Raw genomic sequence first — 14,954 nt, 5'->3', positions numbered from 1 at the left:
AGCTCAGGAATAAAGAGATAAAAAATGCGCCACCTGATCCATGACTTGCTGGCCCCTCTGCCGGGGACTGCGCGACAGATCCACAGCTTCCACTTCGGCCCGGAGCAGGCCAAGGGCAAGGTTTACATTCAGTCTTCGCTGCATGCCGACGAACTGCCGGGCATGCTCGTTGCCTGGCACCTCAAGCAACGTCTGGCCGAGCTCGAAGCCGCTGGCCGCCTGCGCAGCCAAATCGTGCTGGTGCCAGTGGCCAACCCGGTCGGCCTCGAACAAGTGCTGATGGACGTGCCGCTGGGCCGCTACGAACTGGAGAGTGGGCAGAACTTCAACCGCTGGTTCGTCGATCTCAGCGAAGAGATCGGCAACGCCATCGAAGGCAAGCTGAATGACGATCCGCAGCACAACCTCGAACTTATCCGCACGCATCTGCGCGATGCCCTCGCCCGCCAGACCGCCAGCACGCAACTGCAATCCCAGCGTCTGACCCTGCAACGGCTGGCCTGCGATGCGGACATGGTGCTCGACCTGCACTGCGACTTCGAATCGGTTGTTCACCTCTACACCACGCCCGAAGCGTGGCCGCAGGTTGAACCGCTGGCGCGCTACATCGAAGCGCAGGCAAGCCTGCTGGCCACCGATTCCGGCGGCCAGTCGTTCGATGAATGCTTCACGCTGCTATGGTGGCAATTGAAGGAACGCTTCGGCGAACACTTTGAAATTCCGCTCGGCAGTTTCTCGGTGACCGTCGAATTACGTGGCCAGGGTGACGTCACCCATCCGCTGGCCAGCCGCGACTGCCAGGCGCTGATCGACTACCTGATCCAGTCCGATGCGATCGTCGGCGAAACCAAACCGCAGCCGCCATTGCCGTTCCCGGCCACGCCTCTTGCGGGAGTCGAACCGGTGACCACGCCGGTCGGCGGCCTGCTGGTGTACACCGCCACGGCGGGACAAGTCCTGGAAGCCGGACAGCAGATCGCCGAAATCATCGATCCGATCCACGACCGGATCACCCCCATTCATTGCACCACTGCCGGGCTTATGTACGCCCGTTCGCTGCGCCGCATGGCCACTGCCGGCATGGTCATCGCCCACGTCGCGGGCGCCGAAGCCTACCGCAGCGGCTACCTACTTTCGCCTTGAGGATGCTCGTCCCATGTACAAACTGACCGTTGAAGGCCTGCATAAAAGCTATGGCGACCATCAGGTGCTCAAAGGCGTTTCGCTCAAGGCCAGGACCGGCGACGTGATCAGCCTGATCGGCGCCAGTGGCTCGGGCAAAAGCACCTTCTTGCGCTGCATCAACTTTCTCGAACAACCCAACGACGGCGCCATGAGCCTCGATGGCCAGGCGATCCGCATGGTCACCGATCGCCACGGCATGCACGTCGCCGACGCCGATGAACTGCAACGCCTGCGCACGCGTTTGGCGATGGTGTTCCAGCATTTCAACCTGTGGAGCCACATGACCGTGCTGGAAAACATCACCATGGCCCCGCGCCGGGTGCTGGGTTGCAGCAAACAGGAAGCCGACGATCGTGCGCGGCGTTATCTGGACAAGGTCGGCTTGCCGGCGCGGGTGGCGGATCAATACCCGGCGTTTTTGTCCGGCGGCCAGCAACAGCGCGTGGCGATTGCCCGGGCGCTGGCGATGGAGCCGGAGGTGATGTTGTTCGATGAACCGACTTCGGCGCTGGACCCGGAATTGGTCGGCGAAGTGTTGAAGGTGATTCAAGGTTTGGCCGAGGAAGGCCGGACGATGATCATGGTGACCCATGAGATGAGTTTTGCCCGTAAAGTTTCCAGCCAGGTGTTGTTCCTGCATCAAGGTCTGGTGGAAGAAGAAGGCGCCCCCGAAGAAGTGCTCGGCAACCCGAAAAGCGAACGCCTCAAACAATTTCTCAGCGGCAACTTAAAATAAAAGAGTTGCGAGCGGGCCATGTCCAATGGCCCGCTATTCATTGCTACGCATCTAGATCGGCACACCTTCTACTACAAACTTCGCACTTTGAATCTTGTACACCAATCCGCCGAGCGAAACCTCTCCTGAAAAAGTGCCAGAAAGTGCACCGTTACTATTAGCTTCCAAGCGCAGTTTTCCTTTAACGAAACCAAAGAAAAAACCTGTGCCTAAAATTACTGCCACGGGCAAGTCTTCAGTCGTCTCAAGGGTGTAATCACCGGGCCGAGTGTTTTTCCCAATCGCCACATTCAGCCTGAGACCTTCGAATGTATGATCTGTGACGACGTTATCCAGGATATGGTAATTCCCGTCTACGCTGCTCCGATACGCAACTTGTTGATGTGAAAAATTATAAGTTTCACCTTCTGGACCTTTTACGACAGCGTCGAAGGAGCCTTCCAACCATTGATCACTACTAAAAATCTTATTCAGTTTGCGTTGGACGTTTGCGTTCATATCGACAACCTCATATATGGATTCTTTAACCACACAAGAAAAACTTGCAGATTAAATTGAACACACTTAAAAGCAGCCAACAACTGTCAACTTTGACAGTTGACAAAGCCTGATCAACAACCTGATTTTCAATAACAGCTCCAGACTTCGGCAGCGCCTGCACCGGGATTGCGTTGTTTTTAAACCTTTCGCAGGTTGTTGCGGTCATTGGAAGTACACTTCCAGAGCGCGTGCAGCCGGCATGGCGAAATCCCTAGACCTCGCAAAAATCTGGTTCAGCGCCCGCAGATGGAAGCCGTTCGCCTTTCAGAAGCAGGTGTGGGCGGCGGTCAAAAACGGCCAATCCGGTCTCCTTCACGCAAGCACCGGCGCCGGTAAAACCTATGCGGTGTGGTTCGCGGCACTCAATCGCTTCGCTCGCTTGCTGCCTCCCCTCGAAACCCCGCGCAAACGCAAACAACCCGCCGAGCCGCTGACGGTCCTGTGGATCACCCCCATGCGCGCCCTCGCCGCCGACACCGCGTGCGCCTTGCAAGCGCCGGTCGATGACCTGCAACTGCCGTGGAGCATCGGTCTACGTACAGGTGACACCAGCAGCAGCGAGCGTGCCCGGCAGAGCCGACGTCTGCCGACCACGCTGATCACCACGCCGGAAAGCCTGACGTTGCTGCTCGCCCGTGCCGATGCCCAAGTGGCGCTGTCGACACTGCGCATGATCGTCGTCGATGAATGGCACGAACTGCTGGGCAACAAACGCGGCGTGCAACTGCAACTGGCCCTCGCCCGCCTGCGGCATTGGCAACCTGAGCTGATCGTCTGGGGCGTGTCCGCCACCCTCGGTAATCAATCCCACGCCGAACAAGTGCTGATCCCACAGGGCGGCGGCATCAGCATTCAGGGACAAAGCGAAAAATCGCTGAAGGTCGACACCCTCCTCCCACCGGCCATCGAGCGTTTCCCCTGGGCCGGGCACATCGGTCTGAAAATGTTGCCGCAGGTCGTTGCTGAACTGGAGGCCTGCGCCAGCACCTTGGTCTTCACCAATACTCGGGCGCAGTCGGAAATCTGGTATCAGGCGCTGCTTGAAGCACGGCCGGACTGGGCCGGATTGATTGCCCTGCATCACAGCTCACTGTCCAGAGATACCCGCGACTGGGTGGAGCAGGCATTGAAGAACGGGCAGTTGAAAGCCGTGGTCTGCACCTCAAGCCTGGACCTGGGGGTGGATTTCCTGCCGGTCGAGCGCGTGCTGCAAATCGGCTCGGCCAAAGGCGTCGCACGTTTGATGCAACGCGCCGGGCGCTCAGGCCACGCGCCGGGACGCACGTCGCGAGTGACATTGGTGCCGACTCACAGCCTTGAATTGATCGAAGCCGCCGCCGCCCGCGATGCCATCGAGCAACGACGCATCGAACCGCGCCTGTCACCGCACAAACCGCTGGATGTGCTGGTGCAACATTTGGTCAGCATGGCGTTGGGTGGAGGATTTTTACCCGATGAGTTGTACGAAGAAGTCCGGGGCGCCTGGGCTTATCGTGACCTGACAGCCGCCGATTGGTCCTGGGCGCTGGCTTTCGTACGCCATGGCGGGATGTCTCTGACAGCCTATCCGGATTATCGCCGGGTCGAACCGGACGAGCACGGCGTCTGGCGCGTACCGGACGCGCGATTGGCTCGGCGCCACCGCATGAGTATCGGCACCATCGTCAGCGATGCGAGCATTCATCTGAAATTCTGGAGCAAGGGCGGCGGAGGCAAACAGTTAGGCAGTGTCGAGGAAGGCTTTATCGCGCGACTTAAACCGGGTGATGGCTTTCTGTTTGCCGGACGTTTGCTGGAGCTGGTGCGGGTGGAAAACATGACCGCTTACGTCAAACGCAGCACCGCGAAGAAAGCCGCCGTACCACGCTGGAATGGTGGGCGGATGCCACTTTCCAACGAATTGGCCGAAGCCGTGGTCAGGCGCTTCAGCGCGGCGGCACAGGGTGAGTTCGTCGGCCCGGAAATGCAGGCGTTGCGACCGTTGCTGGAAACCCAGATGCGCTGGTCGGGTTTGCCCACGACAGACAACCTGTTGGCCGAAGTATTGAAGTCCCGCGAGGGCTGGCATCTTTTCCTCTATCCGTTTGCCGGGCGCCAGGTGCATTTGGGGCTGGCGAGCCTGTTGGCCTGGCGCGTCAGTCAACGGCAGCCCGTGACATTTTCCATCGCGGTGAACGATTACGGTCTGGAATTGCTCAGCGCTACGCCGATCGATTGGGCCGAGTACTTGAATGCCGACCTCTTTAATGCCGATGACTTATTGGTGGACGTTCTGGCCAGCCTGAACGCCGGTGAACTGGCATTGCGGCGTTTTCGCGAGATCGCGCGGATTGCCGGGCTGGTCTTCGCCGGCTATCCAGGGGCGCCGAAAAGCACCCGACAGGTGCAGGCGTCCAGCGGACTGTTTTTTGAAGTGTTCAAACAATACGACGCTGACAACCTGTTGCTGGCCCAGGCCGGGGAAGAAGTCCTGCGGGAAGAACTGGATATTCAACGCTTGGAACAGTCTTTGGAACGGATCAACGGGATGAAACTGGACGTGCATCAGGTTAAACGTCCTACACCGCTAGGGTTTCCGTTGCTGGTGGAGCGCATGCGCGAAAGCATGAGTTCGGAAAAACTCGCTGATCGCATCAGGCGAATGGTCGGTGATCTGGAGAACAGTGCCGACAAGGATAAATCCCTATGAACTCGGGCTACCCGGTGCGTCTGGCCGGCGAAGAACTTTGGCTCTTGCCCGAGAAAGCCATGTATTGGCCCGCGCAACAGGTCCTGTTGATTGCCGATGTGCATTTCGGCAAAGCCGCCGCTTACCGCAGTCTTGGGCAACCCGTCCCACACGGCACCACGGCGAGCAACATCGCGGTGCTTGATCGACTGCTGGCAAGGCTGCCCTGCCGATTATTGATCTTTCTCGGCGATTTCCTCCACGGGCCCGGCTCTCATGCCCCGGGCACGCTGAGCGCGCTGGCGCAATGGCGTGCGCGCCACGCGGAGCTGCCGATGACGCTGATTCGCGGCAACCACGACAAACGCGCTGGTGATCCGCCTGAATCGCTGAATATCCGCGTGGTGCCGGAGCCGCTGCTGCTCGGGCCATTCGCCTTGCAACATGAACCGGACCCACATCCCGAAAGGCATGTGCTGGCCGGTCACGTACACCCGGTCTATCGACTAAACGGCATGGGTCGGCAGAGCTTGCGCCTGGCGTGTTTCCGCCTCGGCGAACGCATCAGTCTGCTGCCGGCATTCGGCGCCTTTACCGGCGGGTACGCGGTGAAACGGGAGGAAAGTTGCAGGATTTTCGTCATCGGCGATAACGAAATATGGCCAGTCAGCTGACGTCTTCCACAGACCTCATCTGACTGGCCATTCATTTTCAATGCAGATCAGGCAACCGGTGCCGGTGGTGGCTCGTCCGGAAGGGTCGGCTCGCCCGGTTCGGTCGGTTGTTCATTGGGAGTATCCGGATCAGGCTGACCGGGAATTCCGCCGGCCATGCTCAGCGGCGGGTGCGCCAACAATGACCAGGCCAATACGCCAATCTGATTGGGCTCGAGCCTTGCCAGTTCGGCAGTGATTTGCGGATCGATCTTCATAGGGCACTCCTCGGCGAAGGCCCGTTTTGCCAAAAGCAAAAACGGGCAGTACACCCCATAGAGTGTCTGCCCGCCAAAGAATTCCCGCGATCTGTCGGATGGACCGATCAGGTGCGCGGCAGGGTCACGCCACGCTGGCCCTGGTACTTGCCGCCGCGATCCTTGTAAGACACTTCACATTCCTCGTCGGATTCGAGGAAGAGCATCTGCGCCACGCCTTCGTTGGCGTAGATTTTCGCCGGCAGGTTGGTGGTGTTGGAGAATTCCAGGGTCACGTGACCTTCCCACTCAGGCTCGAGCGGCGTGACATTGACGATGATGCCGCAACGCGCGTAGGTGCTTTTACCCAGGCAAATGGTCAGCACATTGCGCGGAATGCGGAAATATTCGACGGTGCTGGCCAGGGCGAAGGAGTTCGGCGGAATGATGCAAACGTCGCTGTGGACGTCGACGAAGCTGCCCGGGTCGAAATTTTTCGGATCGACGATGGACGAGTTGATGTTGGTGAACACCTTGAAGTGGTTGGTGCAGCGTACATCGTAGCCGTAGCTCGATACACCGTAGGAGATCACACGGCTGTCGTCGCTGCCGCGCATCTGGCGCTCGACGAACGGTTCGATCATTCCGTGTTCCTGCGCCATGCGGCGAATCCACTTGTCCGATTTGATGCTCATGGCGGGGTGTCCTGAAATAGCGAGGTGGAAAAATTCTGTCCCGCATCTTACCGGGCGCGCCGCCGGGTTCAAAGTGCGGGCTGCAATTCTCGCCGAACACCCATGAAATACGGGCTTTGGCGACGAACCGTCACACCGCCGATCCCGAAAACAGAGAAACCTTCGCAAGAAGCATTGGCACTTCTCGGAAACTGGGTTAAGGTGGCGTCACTGTGTTGCTTGTGTCACTGAGAATCTCTACACGATATGTTGAATTTCGATCCAACCATCTACAAGAATTTTTCCTGCTCTTTGCACTCAGTCTCGGCCAGGGTTCTTCCTGCGTCGCAGTTATCTTTGTTCAAGGAGTTACACCATGTCTAATCGCCAAACCGGTACCGTTAAGTGGTTCAACGATGAAAAAGGCTTCGGCTTCATCACTCCACAATCCGGTGACGATCTGTTCGTTCACTTCAAAGCTATCCAATCCGACGGCTTCAAAAGCCTGAAAGAAGGCCAACAGGTTTCTTTCATCGCTACCCGCGGTCAGAAAGGCATGCAAGCTGAAGAAGTACAAGTTATCTAACTTGTAGCTTCTTTAGAAAAAAGCCCCGCCCTTAAAAGCGGGGCTTTTTTGTGTCCGTCTGTTTTCCGGGCGCAAAAAAAGATCGCAGCCTTCGGCAGCTCCTACAGGATGTACATCAATCCTCTGTAGGAGCTGCCGAAGGCTGCGATCTTTTGCTTGTGCCCTACCAGGCCACGCCAAACCCTGCGGTATAACGGGTCTTGTTCAAGTCAGCATCGTTGGTGCCACTGATGATGTCGCGCTCAGCCTTGAGGTTGAGCGAGGCCCAATCGGTAACCTTGTAGCGCAAGCCCAATTCAGCATCCAGCGCGTAATCGGCAACACCGGATAGCGGCTTGCCCACCTCACCGTTGGTGAAGAACTCGACTTTCTTGCCGATCAGGTAGCGGTTGTAATCCCACTTCATCGCGACGGAATAGAAGTTGTCCTTGCTGCCATCGCGATACTCGTAGTCGGTGCGGTTAAGCAGCGAGCCCAGCGAGAATGCGCCCAACTCATCATCCCAGAACTGGTAGCCGGGACCGGTACCGACCACACGCTGGCGTGCCAGCTCTTCGATGTGATCGCGCTTGTAATTCAGTCGACCCTGCCAGAACCATTGATCGGTGAGAAAGCGGTCGAGTGCATATTCGGCGCGCCAGTTGTTGGTGGTGGTTTCGTCGTCCTGCACTTCGCGGTTGTACTCACCTTCGGCGGTATGCCGCCAGCGACCATGACGCGCCGTGGTCTTGAAGCCAACATCGTAGTCATCGGTGTCCTTCTCGGCGCGCTGGTAGTCCAGCGCCAGGTCGACATTGCCCTTCCACACCAGATCTTCGACCACCGGTTTTGGCTTGAGAATCTGCTGAATGCTCGCCAGCTCGACGGTTTTCGGCGCTTCGCCGTTGGCCAGGGTGACCTTGCCATCTTCGGCAGCCGTCAGCGACTTGGAGACTTCACCGTTATAGGCGTCCTGCTTGACCAGCAAGTGCTGATCGCTATCCAGGGTTTTGACCTCTTTCCAGTCAATGTTGACCGCACCGGCATATTTGGTCTGGATCAACAGCTTGCCGCCATCGAACACGGTGATGGTGCCGCTCAACTTGTCACCGTTCTTCAACCAGACGGTGTCGGCAAGCAGGGGCGTGGACGCGCTGAAAACAGCAAGGCACAGCAAGGATCTGGAAAACATAAGCGAATCTAAGGCTCAAGTTTGCGAAAAAGGTCGGCATTATCCGTAGGAATAAGACCCTGACAAGGACTGACCGGACTATTTCTGATGAGTTCATTTCTCAATTGCGCGATCACCGATTACTCTGAAAGCCATCAAACTGTTCATGCTCAGGAACCGCGTACGTGAAAGACCCGCTCGACAGCGTTGAAAACGATGCGCAAATCCGACGCACGGCGCTCTACTCCACCCTCGCTCAAGTGCCCGAAGGCAAAGTGGTCAGCTATGGTCAGTTAGCCGAGCTGGCCGGGTTGGGGCGCGCCGCCCGCTGGGTCGGCCGCACCTTGAGCCAGTTGCCCGGCGATACAAAGCTGCCCTGGCACCGCGTGCTGGGCGCCGGCGGTCGGATCAGCCTGCCGGTGGGCAGCCCGTCCGGCGATGAACAACGGGCCCGATTGCGTATGGAAGGCATCACCGTCCTGAACAATCGTGTGGATATTCAGCGCCATGGCTGGCGTCCGGTAGAGCACAGCGGTTAGAGTGCGCGCTTTGTTTCCGCAATCTTGAGGCAGACTTCAGCCCATGCCCCGTAAAACCTGGCGCGCCGCGCTAGCCGCTTATGCCAGTCCTTCGACGCTCGTGCTGTTGTTGCTCGGTTTCGCCGCCGGCCTGCCGTACATGCTGGTGTTTTCAACGCTTTCCGTCTGGCTTCGTGAGGCCGGTGTGGCCCGTGAAACCATCGGCTACGCCAGCCTGATCGGTCTGGCCTATGCGTTCAAATGGGTCTGGTCACCTTTGCTCGACCAATGGCGCCTGCCGTTGCTGGGCAAGCTTGGCCGTCGCCGTTCGTGGCTGGTGCTTTCGCAGGCGCTGGTGATCCTCGGCCTGATCGGCATGGGTTTCTGTGATCCGCAAAAGCATCTGTCCTGGCTGATCGCCATTGCCGTTGTCGTTGCCTTTGCCTCCGCCACTCAAGATATCGCGGTGGATGCCTATCGCCTGGAAATCGCCGAAGACAACCGTCAGGCCGCCCTCGCCGCCAGTTATATGTCCGGCTACCGTGTCGCTGCACTGCTGGCGACGGCCGGCGCCTTGTTCTTCGCCGAAGGCTTCGGCTCTACCGGCTTCAATTATCAGCATTCAGCCTGGGCCGGCACTTACGCGCTGTTCGGCGCACTGATGATTCCCGCGCTGCTGACCACGCTGTTGATGCGCGAGCCACCGGTTCCGCTGCGCACGCAGTTGCAGGCCGGGCGCTACACCTTCATGCATCAGTTAATGTCGGTGTTTGTGCTGATCGTTCTGTTGGTCTCCGTGCCGGCAATGTTCACCCAGCTCTACAACACTGATTTCGCCAGCGTGCTGTTCGGTGACATGAGTCCGCTTGACCTGCTGCTGGAAGACCGCGCTTTCCTGCGCGCGATTCTCTACACACTGCTCACCGGTCTGTGTCTGTCGACCATGGGTCGTCGCGGCCTCGCACCGGTGCTGACACCGGTCAACGACTTCATCCTGCGCTATCGCTGGCAGGCGCTGCTGCTGCTCGGCCTGATCGCCACCTATCGGATGTCGGACACGGTGATGGGCGTCATGGCCAACGTGTTCTATATCGATCAAGGTTTTACCAAGGATCAGATTGCCAGTGTCAGCAAAATCTTCGGCCTGATCATGACGCTGGTCGGCGCTGGCATGGGCGGCCTGCTGATCGTGCGCTTCGGTATCCTGCCGATTCTGTTCATCGGCGGCGCGGCCTCGGCCGCCACCAACCTGCTGTTCGTCATGCTCGCCGACATGGGCCCGAACCTGCAGATGCTGGTGGTGACCATTTCCCTCGACAACTTCAGCTCGGGCCTGGCGACGTCGGCGTTTGTCGCCTACCTGTCGAGCCTGACCAACCTGAAGTTCTCCGCCACCCAATACGCCTTGCTCAGCTCGATCATGCTGCTGCTGCCGCGCCTGATGGGCGGCTATTCCGGGGTCTTGGTGGAGAAGTTCGGCTATCACAGCTTCTTCCTGATCACCGCCCTGCTCGGCGTGCCGACGCTGATTCTGATTGCGTTGCACTGGTTCCAGGAAAGCCGCCGCGAAGGCCCGACGCCAACGCCCGAGCCTGTGCCGACACCGGTCGCAGAGGAATCGTAAGACGTTTCGCCGACGGCGTGAGGAATCCCGCCGTCGTGCCTCCCCACTGACCTCACGCCTGTACGTCGGCAAAACTCGCCGGTACACTGCGGAGTCATTTCCAGTCATAGCAACCGACAACGGCCAACCATGCGCACCAGTCAATTTTTGCTCGCCACACAGAAAGAAACGCCTTCCGACGCGGTCGTGATCAGCCATCAGCTGATGCTGCGCGCCGGCATGATCCGCAAACTCGCCTCGGGCCTGTACACCTGGCTGCCCATGGGCCTGCGGGTCATGCGCAAGGTTGAAGCCATCGTTCGCGAAGAGATGAACGCTGCCGGCTCTCTGGAAGTGTTGATGCCGAGCACCCAACCGGCCGAGCTGTGGCAGGAATCGGGGCGCTGGGAAGAATACGGCCCTGAGCTGCTGCGCATCAAAGACCGCCACGGTCGCGACTTCTGCGCAGGCCCGACCCACGAAGAAGTGATCACCGATCTGATGCGCAACGAGTTGAGCAGCTACAAACAGCTGCCAATCAACCTGTACCAGATCCAGACCAAATTCCGTGACGAAATCCGTCCACGCTTCGGCTTGATGCGTGGCCGCGAATTCATCATGAAGGACTCGTACTCCTTCCACGCGGATCAGGCATCGCTGCAGATCACCTACGACCGCATGCATGAAGCCTACTGCAACATCTTCACGCGTCTGGGTCTGAAATTCCGTCCGGTGGAAGCCGACAACGGTTCGATCGGTGGCGCCGGTTCGCACGAATTCCACGTACTGGCCGAGTCCGGCGAAGACGACATCGTCTTCAGCAACGGTTCCGACTACGCAGCGAACATCGAAAAAGCCGAAGCCGTGCCACGCGAAACCTCGCGCGCTGCTGCGACTGAAGAGCTGCGCCTGGTCGACACGCCAGACACCAAAACCATCGCGGCCCTGGTGGAAAAATTCAATCTGCCGATTGAAAAGACCATCAAGACCCTGATCGTGCGTGCCGAAGAAGAAGGCAAGCTGATCGCGCTGGTCATCCGTGGCGACCACGAACTCAACGAAATCAAGGCTGCCCAGCAACCTGGCGTGGCCAGCCCGCTGGTCATGGCCACCGACGCCGAACTGCGTGACGCCATTGGCGCCGGCGCCGGTTCGCTCGGCCCGCTGAACCTGCCGCTGCCAATCATCATCGACCGTTCGGTCGAGCTGATGAGCGACTTCGGTATCGGCGCGAACATCGACGACAAGCACTACTTCGGCGTGAACTGGGAGCGTGATCTGCCGGTTCCGACTGTGGCTGACCTGCGTAACGTAGTCGCCGGCGACCCAAGCCCGGACGGCAAAGGCACGCTGGAAATCAAGCGCGGCATCGAAGTCGGGCACATCTTCCAGTTGGGCAACAAGTACAGCAAGGCGATGAAGTGCGAAGTGCTGGGCGAGAACGGCAAGCCAGTCACCCTGGAAATGGGTTGCTACGGTATCGGCGTGTCCCGCGTGGTGGCAGCAGCCATCGAGCAGAACAACGACGAAAACGGCATCATCTGGAGCGACACCCTGGCGCCGTTCCAGATTGCTCTGGTACCGCTGCGCTATGAAACCGAGCAAGTGCGCGAAGCCACCGACAAGCTGTACGCCGAACTGACGGCGGCCGGCTTCGAAGTGCTGCTGGACGATCGCGACAAGAAAACCAGCCCGGGCATCAAATTCGCGGACATGGAGCTGATCGGCATTCCTCACCGGATCGTGGTCAGCGACCGCGGCCTCGCCGAAGGCAACCTGGAATACAAGAGCCGTACCGAAGGCGAAGCGCAAGCATTGCCGGTGGCCGACGTATTGTCCTTCCTGCAGGCCCGTATCCGCCGCTGAAACCAGATAGAGACGTCATGTTCAAGCGAAACACCTTAGGCCTCGGTGGCACCGCCCTGTGCGGTGCCCTGCTGGTCAGCGGCTGTGCCAATCACATGTCACAACGCAGCGAGCACGAAGAGCGGGTCGAGCGAAAGTTGCTCGACCATAGCCTGCAAATTGATGTCGGTGAGCCTAAGGCGCTTGAGCTGCCGCAGCGACGTGTGAAGATCAACGAACAGAAGACTTTTGAAGTCACCGAGTTCGAAGTGACGCGTCGCTACGATCGCTACACGCCCTACCAGCCTTGGCGGGAGGTCTACGAAATTCCGCTGGGCGCGGTGGCCGTAGTCGGTGGCGTCGGCGCTAACGTGGTTAACGTGTTCGCCCTCGGCAATCTGCCGGACAGCGTGACCAAGGACTGGCTGAGCTACGGTTTTGCCGGGCTCAACCCGTTCATGAACGTACAGTCCAACGGTCGTGCACAACAGAACCTCGCCGGCATCGATGAAGTCCAGCGCGACAAGCGCACGGAGTATTCGAGCCTGCCGTGGAGCGAGCGACCGGTGCAGGTCAAGGCTGGCAAGCAGACCTTTGACATGACCACCGATCGTAATGGTGTGCTGCGTCTGAACCTGCTCGACAGTCCGTTTGCCGAAAATGACCTCAACCATGTCGGCAAATTGCAGATCAGTGTCGAAGACGCCAAGGATGACGTGCACTCTGATTCGTCGCTGATGATCAGCAGTCATCTGCGCGGCAAGTTACTGGAAGCGCACGGGCTGATTTACGACGATCTGGAAGACGACGAAGTGAGCCAGTGGGTGCACCGGGTCAAACGCCTGTCGGAACTGGGTCTGGAAGAAGAAGCCAGCGAACTGGAACAAAGCCTGATCGAACTGACGCGCAACGATCCTGAGCTGCAGACCGAGTTTCTCAAGTCGCTGACCAAGGATGCCGGGCGCCTGGTGGCTGATCCGGGGCCGAACTAAAAGCTAAAAGCTTCGCGAGCAGGCTCGCTCCCACAGGGTGGAATACATTCCAAATGTGGGAGCGAGCCTGCTCGCGAAGCGGCCCTGACAGGCACCGCAAATCTACCGCTCAAACAACTCCATCTGCTCAAACCCGCCGCGCAAATCCTCCAGCCGCACCCCAACCCCCAACAACCGCACCGGTTTGCCGCCGCGATTGAACGCCTGCGTCAACATCAACTGATAACTGCCCAGATCCCGCCCTGCCCCGGCCTGCTCCAGCGTGGTCTGGGTAAAGTCGTGAAACTTCACTTTGACGAACGGCTTGCCCGGCCGATAACTGCTGTCGATCCGCGCCATACGGGTTTTCAAGGTTTCCAGCAGCTCCGGCAATTTATCCAGGCAACTGCGCAGATCCGGCAGATCGACATCGTAGGTATTTTCCACACTGATCGACTGACGCCGACTGTCGTTGTGCACCAGCCGGTCATCGATCCCACGGGCCAGACTCCACAGTCGCTCGCCAAAACTGCCGAATTCGCGCACCAGCGCCAATTTGTCCCACTCACGCAACTGCGAGCAATCGACAATGCCGAACTTGCCGAGCTTGTCAGCGGTGACCTTGCCGACGCCGTGCAACTTGCTCACCGGCAAACCGCTGACGAAGTCCTCGACCTGATCCGGGGTAATAACGAACAGCCCGTTGGGCTTCTTCCAGTCGCTGGCGATCTTCGCCAGAAACTTGTTTGGCGCCACGCCAGCGGAAACGGTGATGTGCAACTGATTGGAGACCCGGCGACGGATATCTTGGGCAATGCGTGTAGCGCTGCCGCCAAAATGCGCGCTGTCGGAGACATCCAGATAGGCTTCATCCAGCGATAGCGGCTCGATCAGGTCGGTGTAATCGGCAAAAATCGTATGAATCTCTTTCGAAGCCTCGCGATACGCATCCATTCGCGGCTTGACGATGGTCAGGTCCGGACACAGCTTCAAGGCATGCCCCGACGCCATCGCCGAACGCACACCATAGGCCCGCGCTTCGTAATTGCAGGTGGCAATCACCCCGCGTCGGTCCGCCGAACCACCCACCGCCAACGGCTTGCCGGCCAGACGCGGGTCATCGCGCATCTCGATGGCGGCGTAAAAACAATCGCAGTCGATGTGGATGATTTTTCGCTGAGTCATGTCAGAAAAGGAAACGTGGCGAGCCGGATGGGCAGTATCTCACTGACACCTGTATATAGCACCAGTGGTATGAATGTTCTTTTCTGTATGTAGGAAATGGCCTTTGAATTTATTTTCTCAATCGACAAACGACCTCCAATAGAGCTGAAAGCCTTGCCCCGCCTGCCCTCTAGCGTGAAAAACACCCGAGAAAAAGCGCTAACCGATTGAACCTCAACAGATTTTATCCGGATTGAAGGTTGACACCCCAGCGTTCCTCTGTAGAATGCCGACACACAGACGCGGGATGGAGCAGTCTGGTAGCTCGTCGGGCTCATAACCCGAAGGTCGTCGGTTCAAATCCGGCTCCCGCAACCAAACATCAAAAAAGGCTACTCGAAAGA

At 58.6% G+C, this 14,954-nt stretch carries 14 protein-coding genes and 1 tRNA gene; 10 read left to right on the top strand and 5 right to left on the bottom strand.

The window, feature by feature from the left end:
* The first annotated feature begins 24 nt into the window (after positions 1-24).
* Both GTU76_RS23865 and GTU76_RS23860 read left to right on the top strand, forming a co-directional pair.
* On the top strand, positions 25-1,143 hold the full coding sequence (locus GTU76_RS23865; RefSeq protein WP_180699749.1) for a succinylglutamate desuccinylase/aspartoacylase family protein: 1,119 nt from the start codon (positions 25-27) through the stop codon (positions 1,141-1,143).
* 13 nt (positions 1,144-1,156) lie between these two features.
* Positions 1,157-1,921 carry an ABC transporter ATP-binding protein gene (locus GTU76_RS23860; protein ID WP_180699748.1) on the top strand — a complete coding sequence of 255 codons (765 nt, stop codon included), beginning with the start codon at positions 1,157-1,159 and terminating at the stop codon, positions 1,919-1,921.
* A 51-nt stretch (positions 1,922-1,972) separates the two neighbouring features.
* On the opposite strand, the gene GTU76_RS23855 is transcribed toward GTU76_RS23860, so the two are convergent.
* The gene (locus GTU76_RS23855; RefSeq protein ID WP_016986414.1) at positions 1,973-2,419 is read right to left on the bottom strand and encodes a hypothetical protein; all 447 of its coding nucleotides are present in this window, start codon (positions 2,417-2,419) and stop codon (positions 1,973-1,975) included.
* 241 nt (positions 2,420-2,660) lie between these two features.
* On the opposite strand from GTU76_RS23855, the gene GTU76_RS23850 reads away from it, so the two are divergent.
* A complete protein-coding gene (locus GTU76_RS23850; protein ID WP_180699747.1) occupies positions 2,661-5,150 on the top strand; it encodes a ligase-associated DNA damage response DEXH box helicase in 2,490 nt (829 codons plus the stop codon).
* Positions 5,147-5,803: a ligase-associated DNA damage response endonuclease PdeM gene (gene pdeM / locus GTU76_RS23845; protein WP_175555173.1), complete on the top strand. Its 657-nt coding sequence runs from the start codon at positions 5,147-5,149 to the stop codon at positions 5,801-5,803. Before GTU76_RS23850 ends, pdeM begins: the two co-directional genes overlap by 4 nt.
* A gap of 47 nt (positions 5,804-5,850) precedes the next feature.
* Here pdeM and GTU76_RS23840 read toward each other — a convergent pair whose 3' ends face one another.
* On the bottom strand, positions 5,851-6,060 hold the full coding sequence (locus GTU76_RS23840) for a hypothetical protein (protein WP_007918615.1): 210 nt from the start codon (positions 6,058-6,060) through the stop codon (positions 5,851-5,853).
* A 107-nt stretch (positions 6,061-6,167) separates the two neighbouring features.
* Positions 6,168-6,734 carry a dCTP deaminase gene (gene dcd, locus GTU76_RS23835; RefSeq protein ID WP_007918616.1) on the bottom strand — a complete coding sequence of 189 codons (567 nt, stop codon included), beginning with the start codon at positions 6,732-6,734 and terminating at the stop codon, positions 6,168-6,170.
* Positions 6,735-7,089: 355 nt separating this feature from the next.
* Here dcd and GTU76_RS23830 point away from each other — a divergent pair, with 355 nt between their 5' ends.
* Entirely contained in the window at positions 7,090-7,299 is a 210-nt protein-coding gene (locus tag GTU76_RS23830; RefSeq protein ID WP_002554837.1) for a cold-shock protein, read from the top strand.
* Positions 7,300-7,462: 163 nt separating this feature from the next.
* On the opposite strand, the gene GTU76_RS23825 is transcribed toward GTU76_RS23830, so the two are convergent.
* The gene (locus GTU76_RS23825) at positions 7,463-8,470 is read right to left on the bottom strand and encodes a DUF481 domain-containing protein (RefSeq protein WP_180699746.1); all 1,008 of its coding nucleotides are present in this window, start codon (positions 8,468-8,470) and stop codon (positions 7,463-7,465) included.
* A 164-nt stretch (positions 8,471-8,634) separates the two neighbouring features.
* On the opposite strand from GTU76_RS23825, the gene GTU76_RS23820 reads away from it, so the two are divergent.
* The 4 genes from GTU76_RS23820 to GTU76_RS23805 all read left to right on the top strand — a co-directional run bounded on the left by GTU76_RS23820 (position 8,635) and on the right by GTU76_RS23805 (position 13,407).
* Positions 8,635-8,988, top strand: a complete 354-nt coding sequence (locus tag GTU76_RS23820) for an MGMT family protein (RefSeq protein WP_016985281.1) — start codon at positions 8,635-8,637, stop codon at positions 8,986-8,988.
* Between the two features lie 43 nt (positions 8,989-9,031).
* Complete coding sequence (locus tag GTU76_RS23815; RefSeq protein ID WP_180699745.1) at positions 9,032-10,591, top strand: AmpG family muropeptide MFS transporter; 1,560 nt, start codon at positions 9,032-9,034, stop codon at positions 10,589-10,591.
* 129 nt (positions 10,592-10,720) lie between these two features.
* Positions 10,721-12,436, top strand: coding sequence for a proline--tRNA ligase (locus tag GTU76_RS23810; protein ID WP_034154951.1), 1,716 nt, complete (start codon positions 10,721-10,723; stop codon positions 12,434-12,436).
* Positions 12,437-12,453: 17 nt separating this feature from the next.
* Complete coding sequence (locus tag GTU76_RS23805; RefSeq protein ID WP_095119225.1) at positions 12,454-13,407, top strand: hypothetical protein; 954 nt, start codon at positions 12,454-12,456, stop codon at positions 13,405-13,407.
* Between the two features lie 102 nt (positions 13,408-13,509).
* Here the strand turns inward: GTU76_RS23805 and dinB are convergent, their stop codons facing one another.
* A complete protein-coding gene (gene dinB / locus GTU76_RS23800; RefSeq protein WP_175555177.1) occupies positions 13,510-14,571 on the bottom strand; it encodes a DNA polymerase IV in 1,062 nt (353 codons plus the stop codon).
* A gap of 280 nt (positions 14,572-14,851) precedes the next feature.
* Between dinB and GTU76_RS23795 the strand changes: the two genes are divergently transcribed.
* Positions 14,852-14,928: transfer RNA gene (locus GTU76_RS23795), tRNA-Met, on the top strand.
* The last annotated feature ends 26 nt before the right edge of the window (positions 14,929-14,954 follow it).

This window comes from Pseudomonas crudilactis (assembly GCF_013433315.1).
In the GTDB taxonomy this organism is placed as follows: Bacteria; Pseudomonadota; Gammaproteobacteria; order Pseudomonadales; family Pseudomonadaceae; genus Aquipseudomonas; species Aquipseudomonas crudilactis.
The sequence above is the reverse complement of the archived record's forward strand: the minus strand, read 5'-3'. Positions and strand labels throughout refer to the sequence as shown.

Coding starts and splice junctions, on each gene's coding strand:
- pdeM (WP_175555173.1), top strand. CDS start 5,147: ATGAACTCGGGCTACCCGGTGCGTCTGGCCGGCGAAGAACTTTGGCTC.
- GTU76_RS23850 (WP_180699747.1), top strand. CDS start 2,661: ATGGCGAAATCCCTAGACCTCGCAAAAATCTGGTTCAGCGCCCGCAGA.
- dinB (WP_175555177.1), bottom strand. CDS start 14,571: ATGACTCAGCGAAAAATCATCCACATCGACTGCGATTGTTTTTACGCC.
- GTU76_RS23855 (WP_016986414.1), bottom strand. CDS start 2,419: ATGAACGCAAACGTCCAACGCAAACTGAATAAGATTTTTAGTAGTGAT.
- GTU76_RS23805 (WP_095119225.1), top strand. CDS start 12,454: ATGTTCAAGCGAAACACCTTAGGCCTCGGTGGCACCGCCCTGTGCGGT.
- GTU76_RS23825 (WP_180699746.1), bottom strand. CDS start 8,470: ATGTTTTCCAGATCCTTGCTGTGCCTTGCTGTTTTCAGCGCGTCCACG.
- GTU76_RS23810 (WP_034154951.1), top strand. CDS start 10,721: ATGCGCACCAGTCAATTTTTGCTCGCCACACAGAAAGAAACGCCTTCC.
- GTU76_RS23865 (WP_180699749.1), top strand. CDS start 25: ATGCGCCACCTGATCCATGACTTGCTGGCCCCTCTGCCGGGGACTGCG.
- GTU76_RS23830 (WP_002554837.1), top strand. CDS start 7,090: ATGTCTAATCGCCAAACCGGTACCGTTAAGTGGTTCAACGATGAAAAA.
- GTU76_RS23840 (WP_007918615.1), bottom strand. CDS start 6,060: ATGAAGATCGATCCGCAAATCACTGCCGAACTGGCAAGGCTCGAGCCC.
- dcd (WP_007918616.1), bottom strand. CDS start 6,734: ATGAGCATCAAATCGGACAAGTGGATTCGCCGCATGGCGCAGGAACAC.
- GTU76_RS23860 (WP_180699748.1), top strand. CDS start 1,157: ATGTACAAACTGACCGTTGAAGGCCTGCATAAAAGCTATGGCGACCAT.
- GTU76_RS23815 (WP_180699745.1), top strand. CDS start 9,032: ATGCCCCGTAAAACCTGGCGCGCCGCGCTAGCCGCTTATGCCAGTCCT.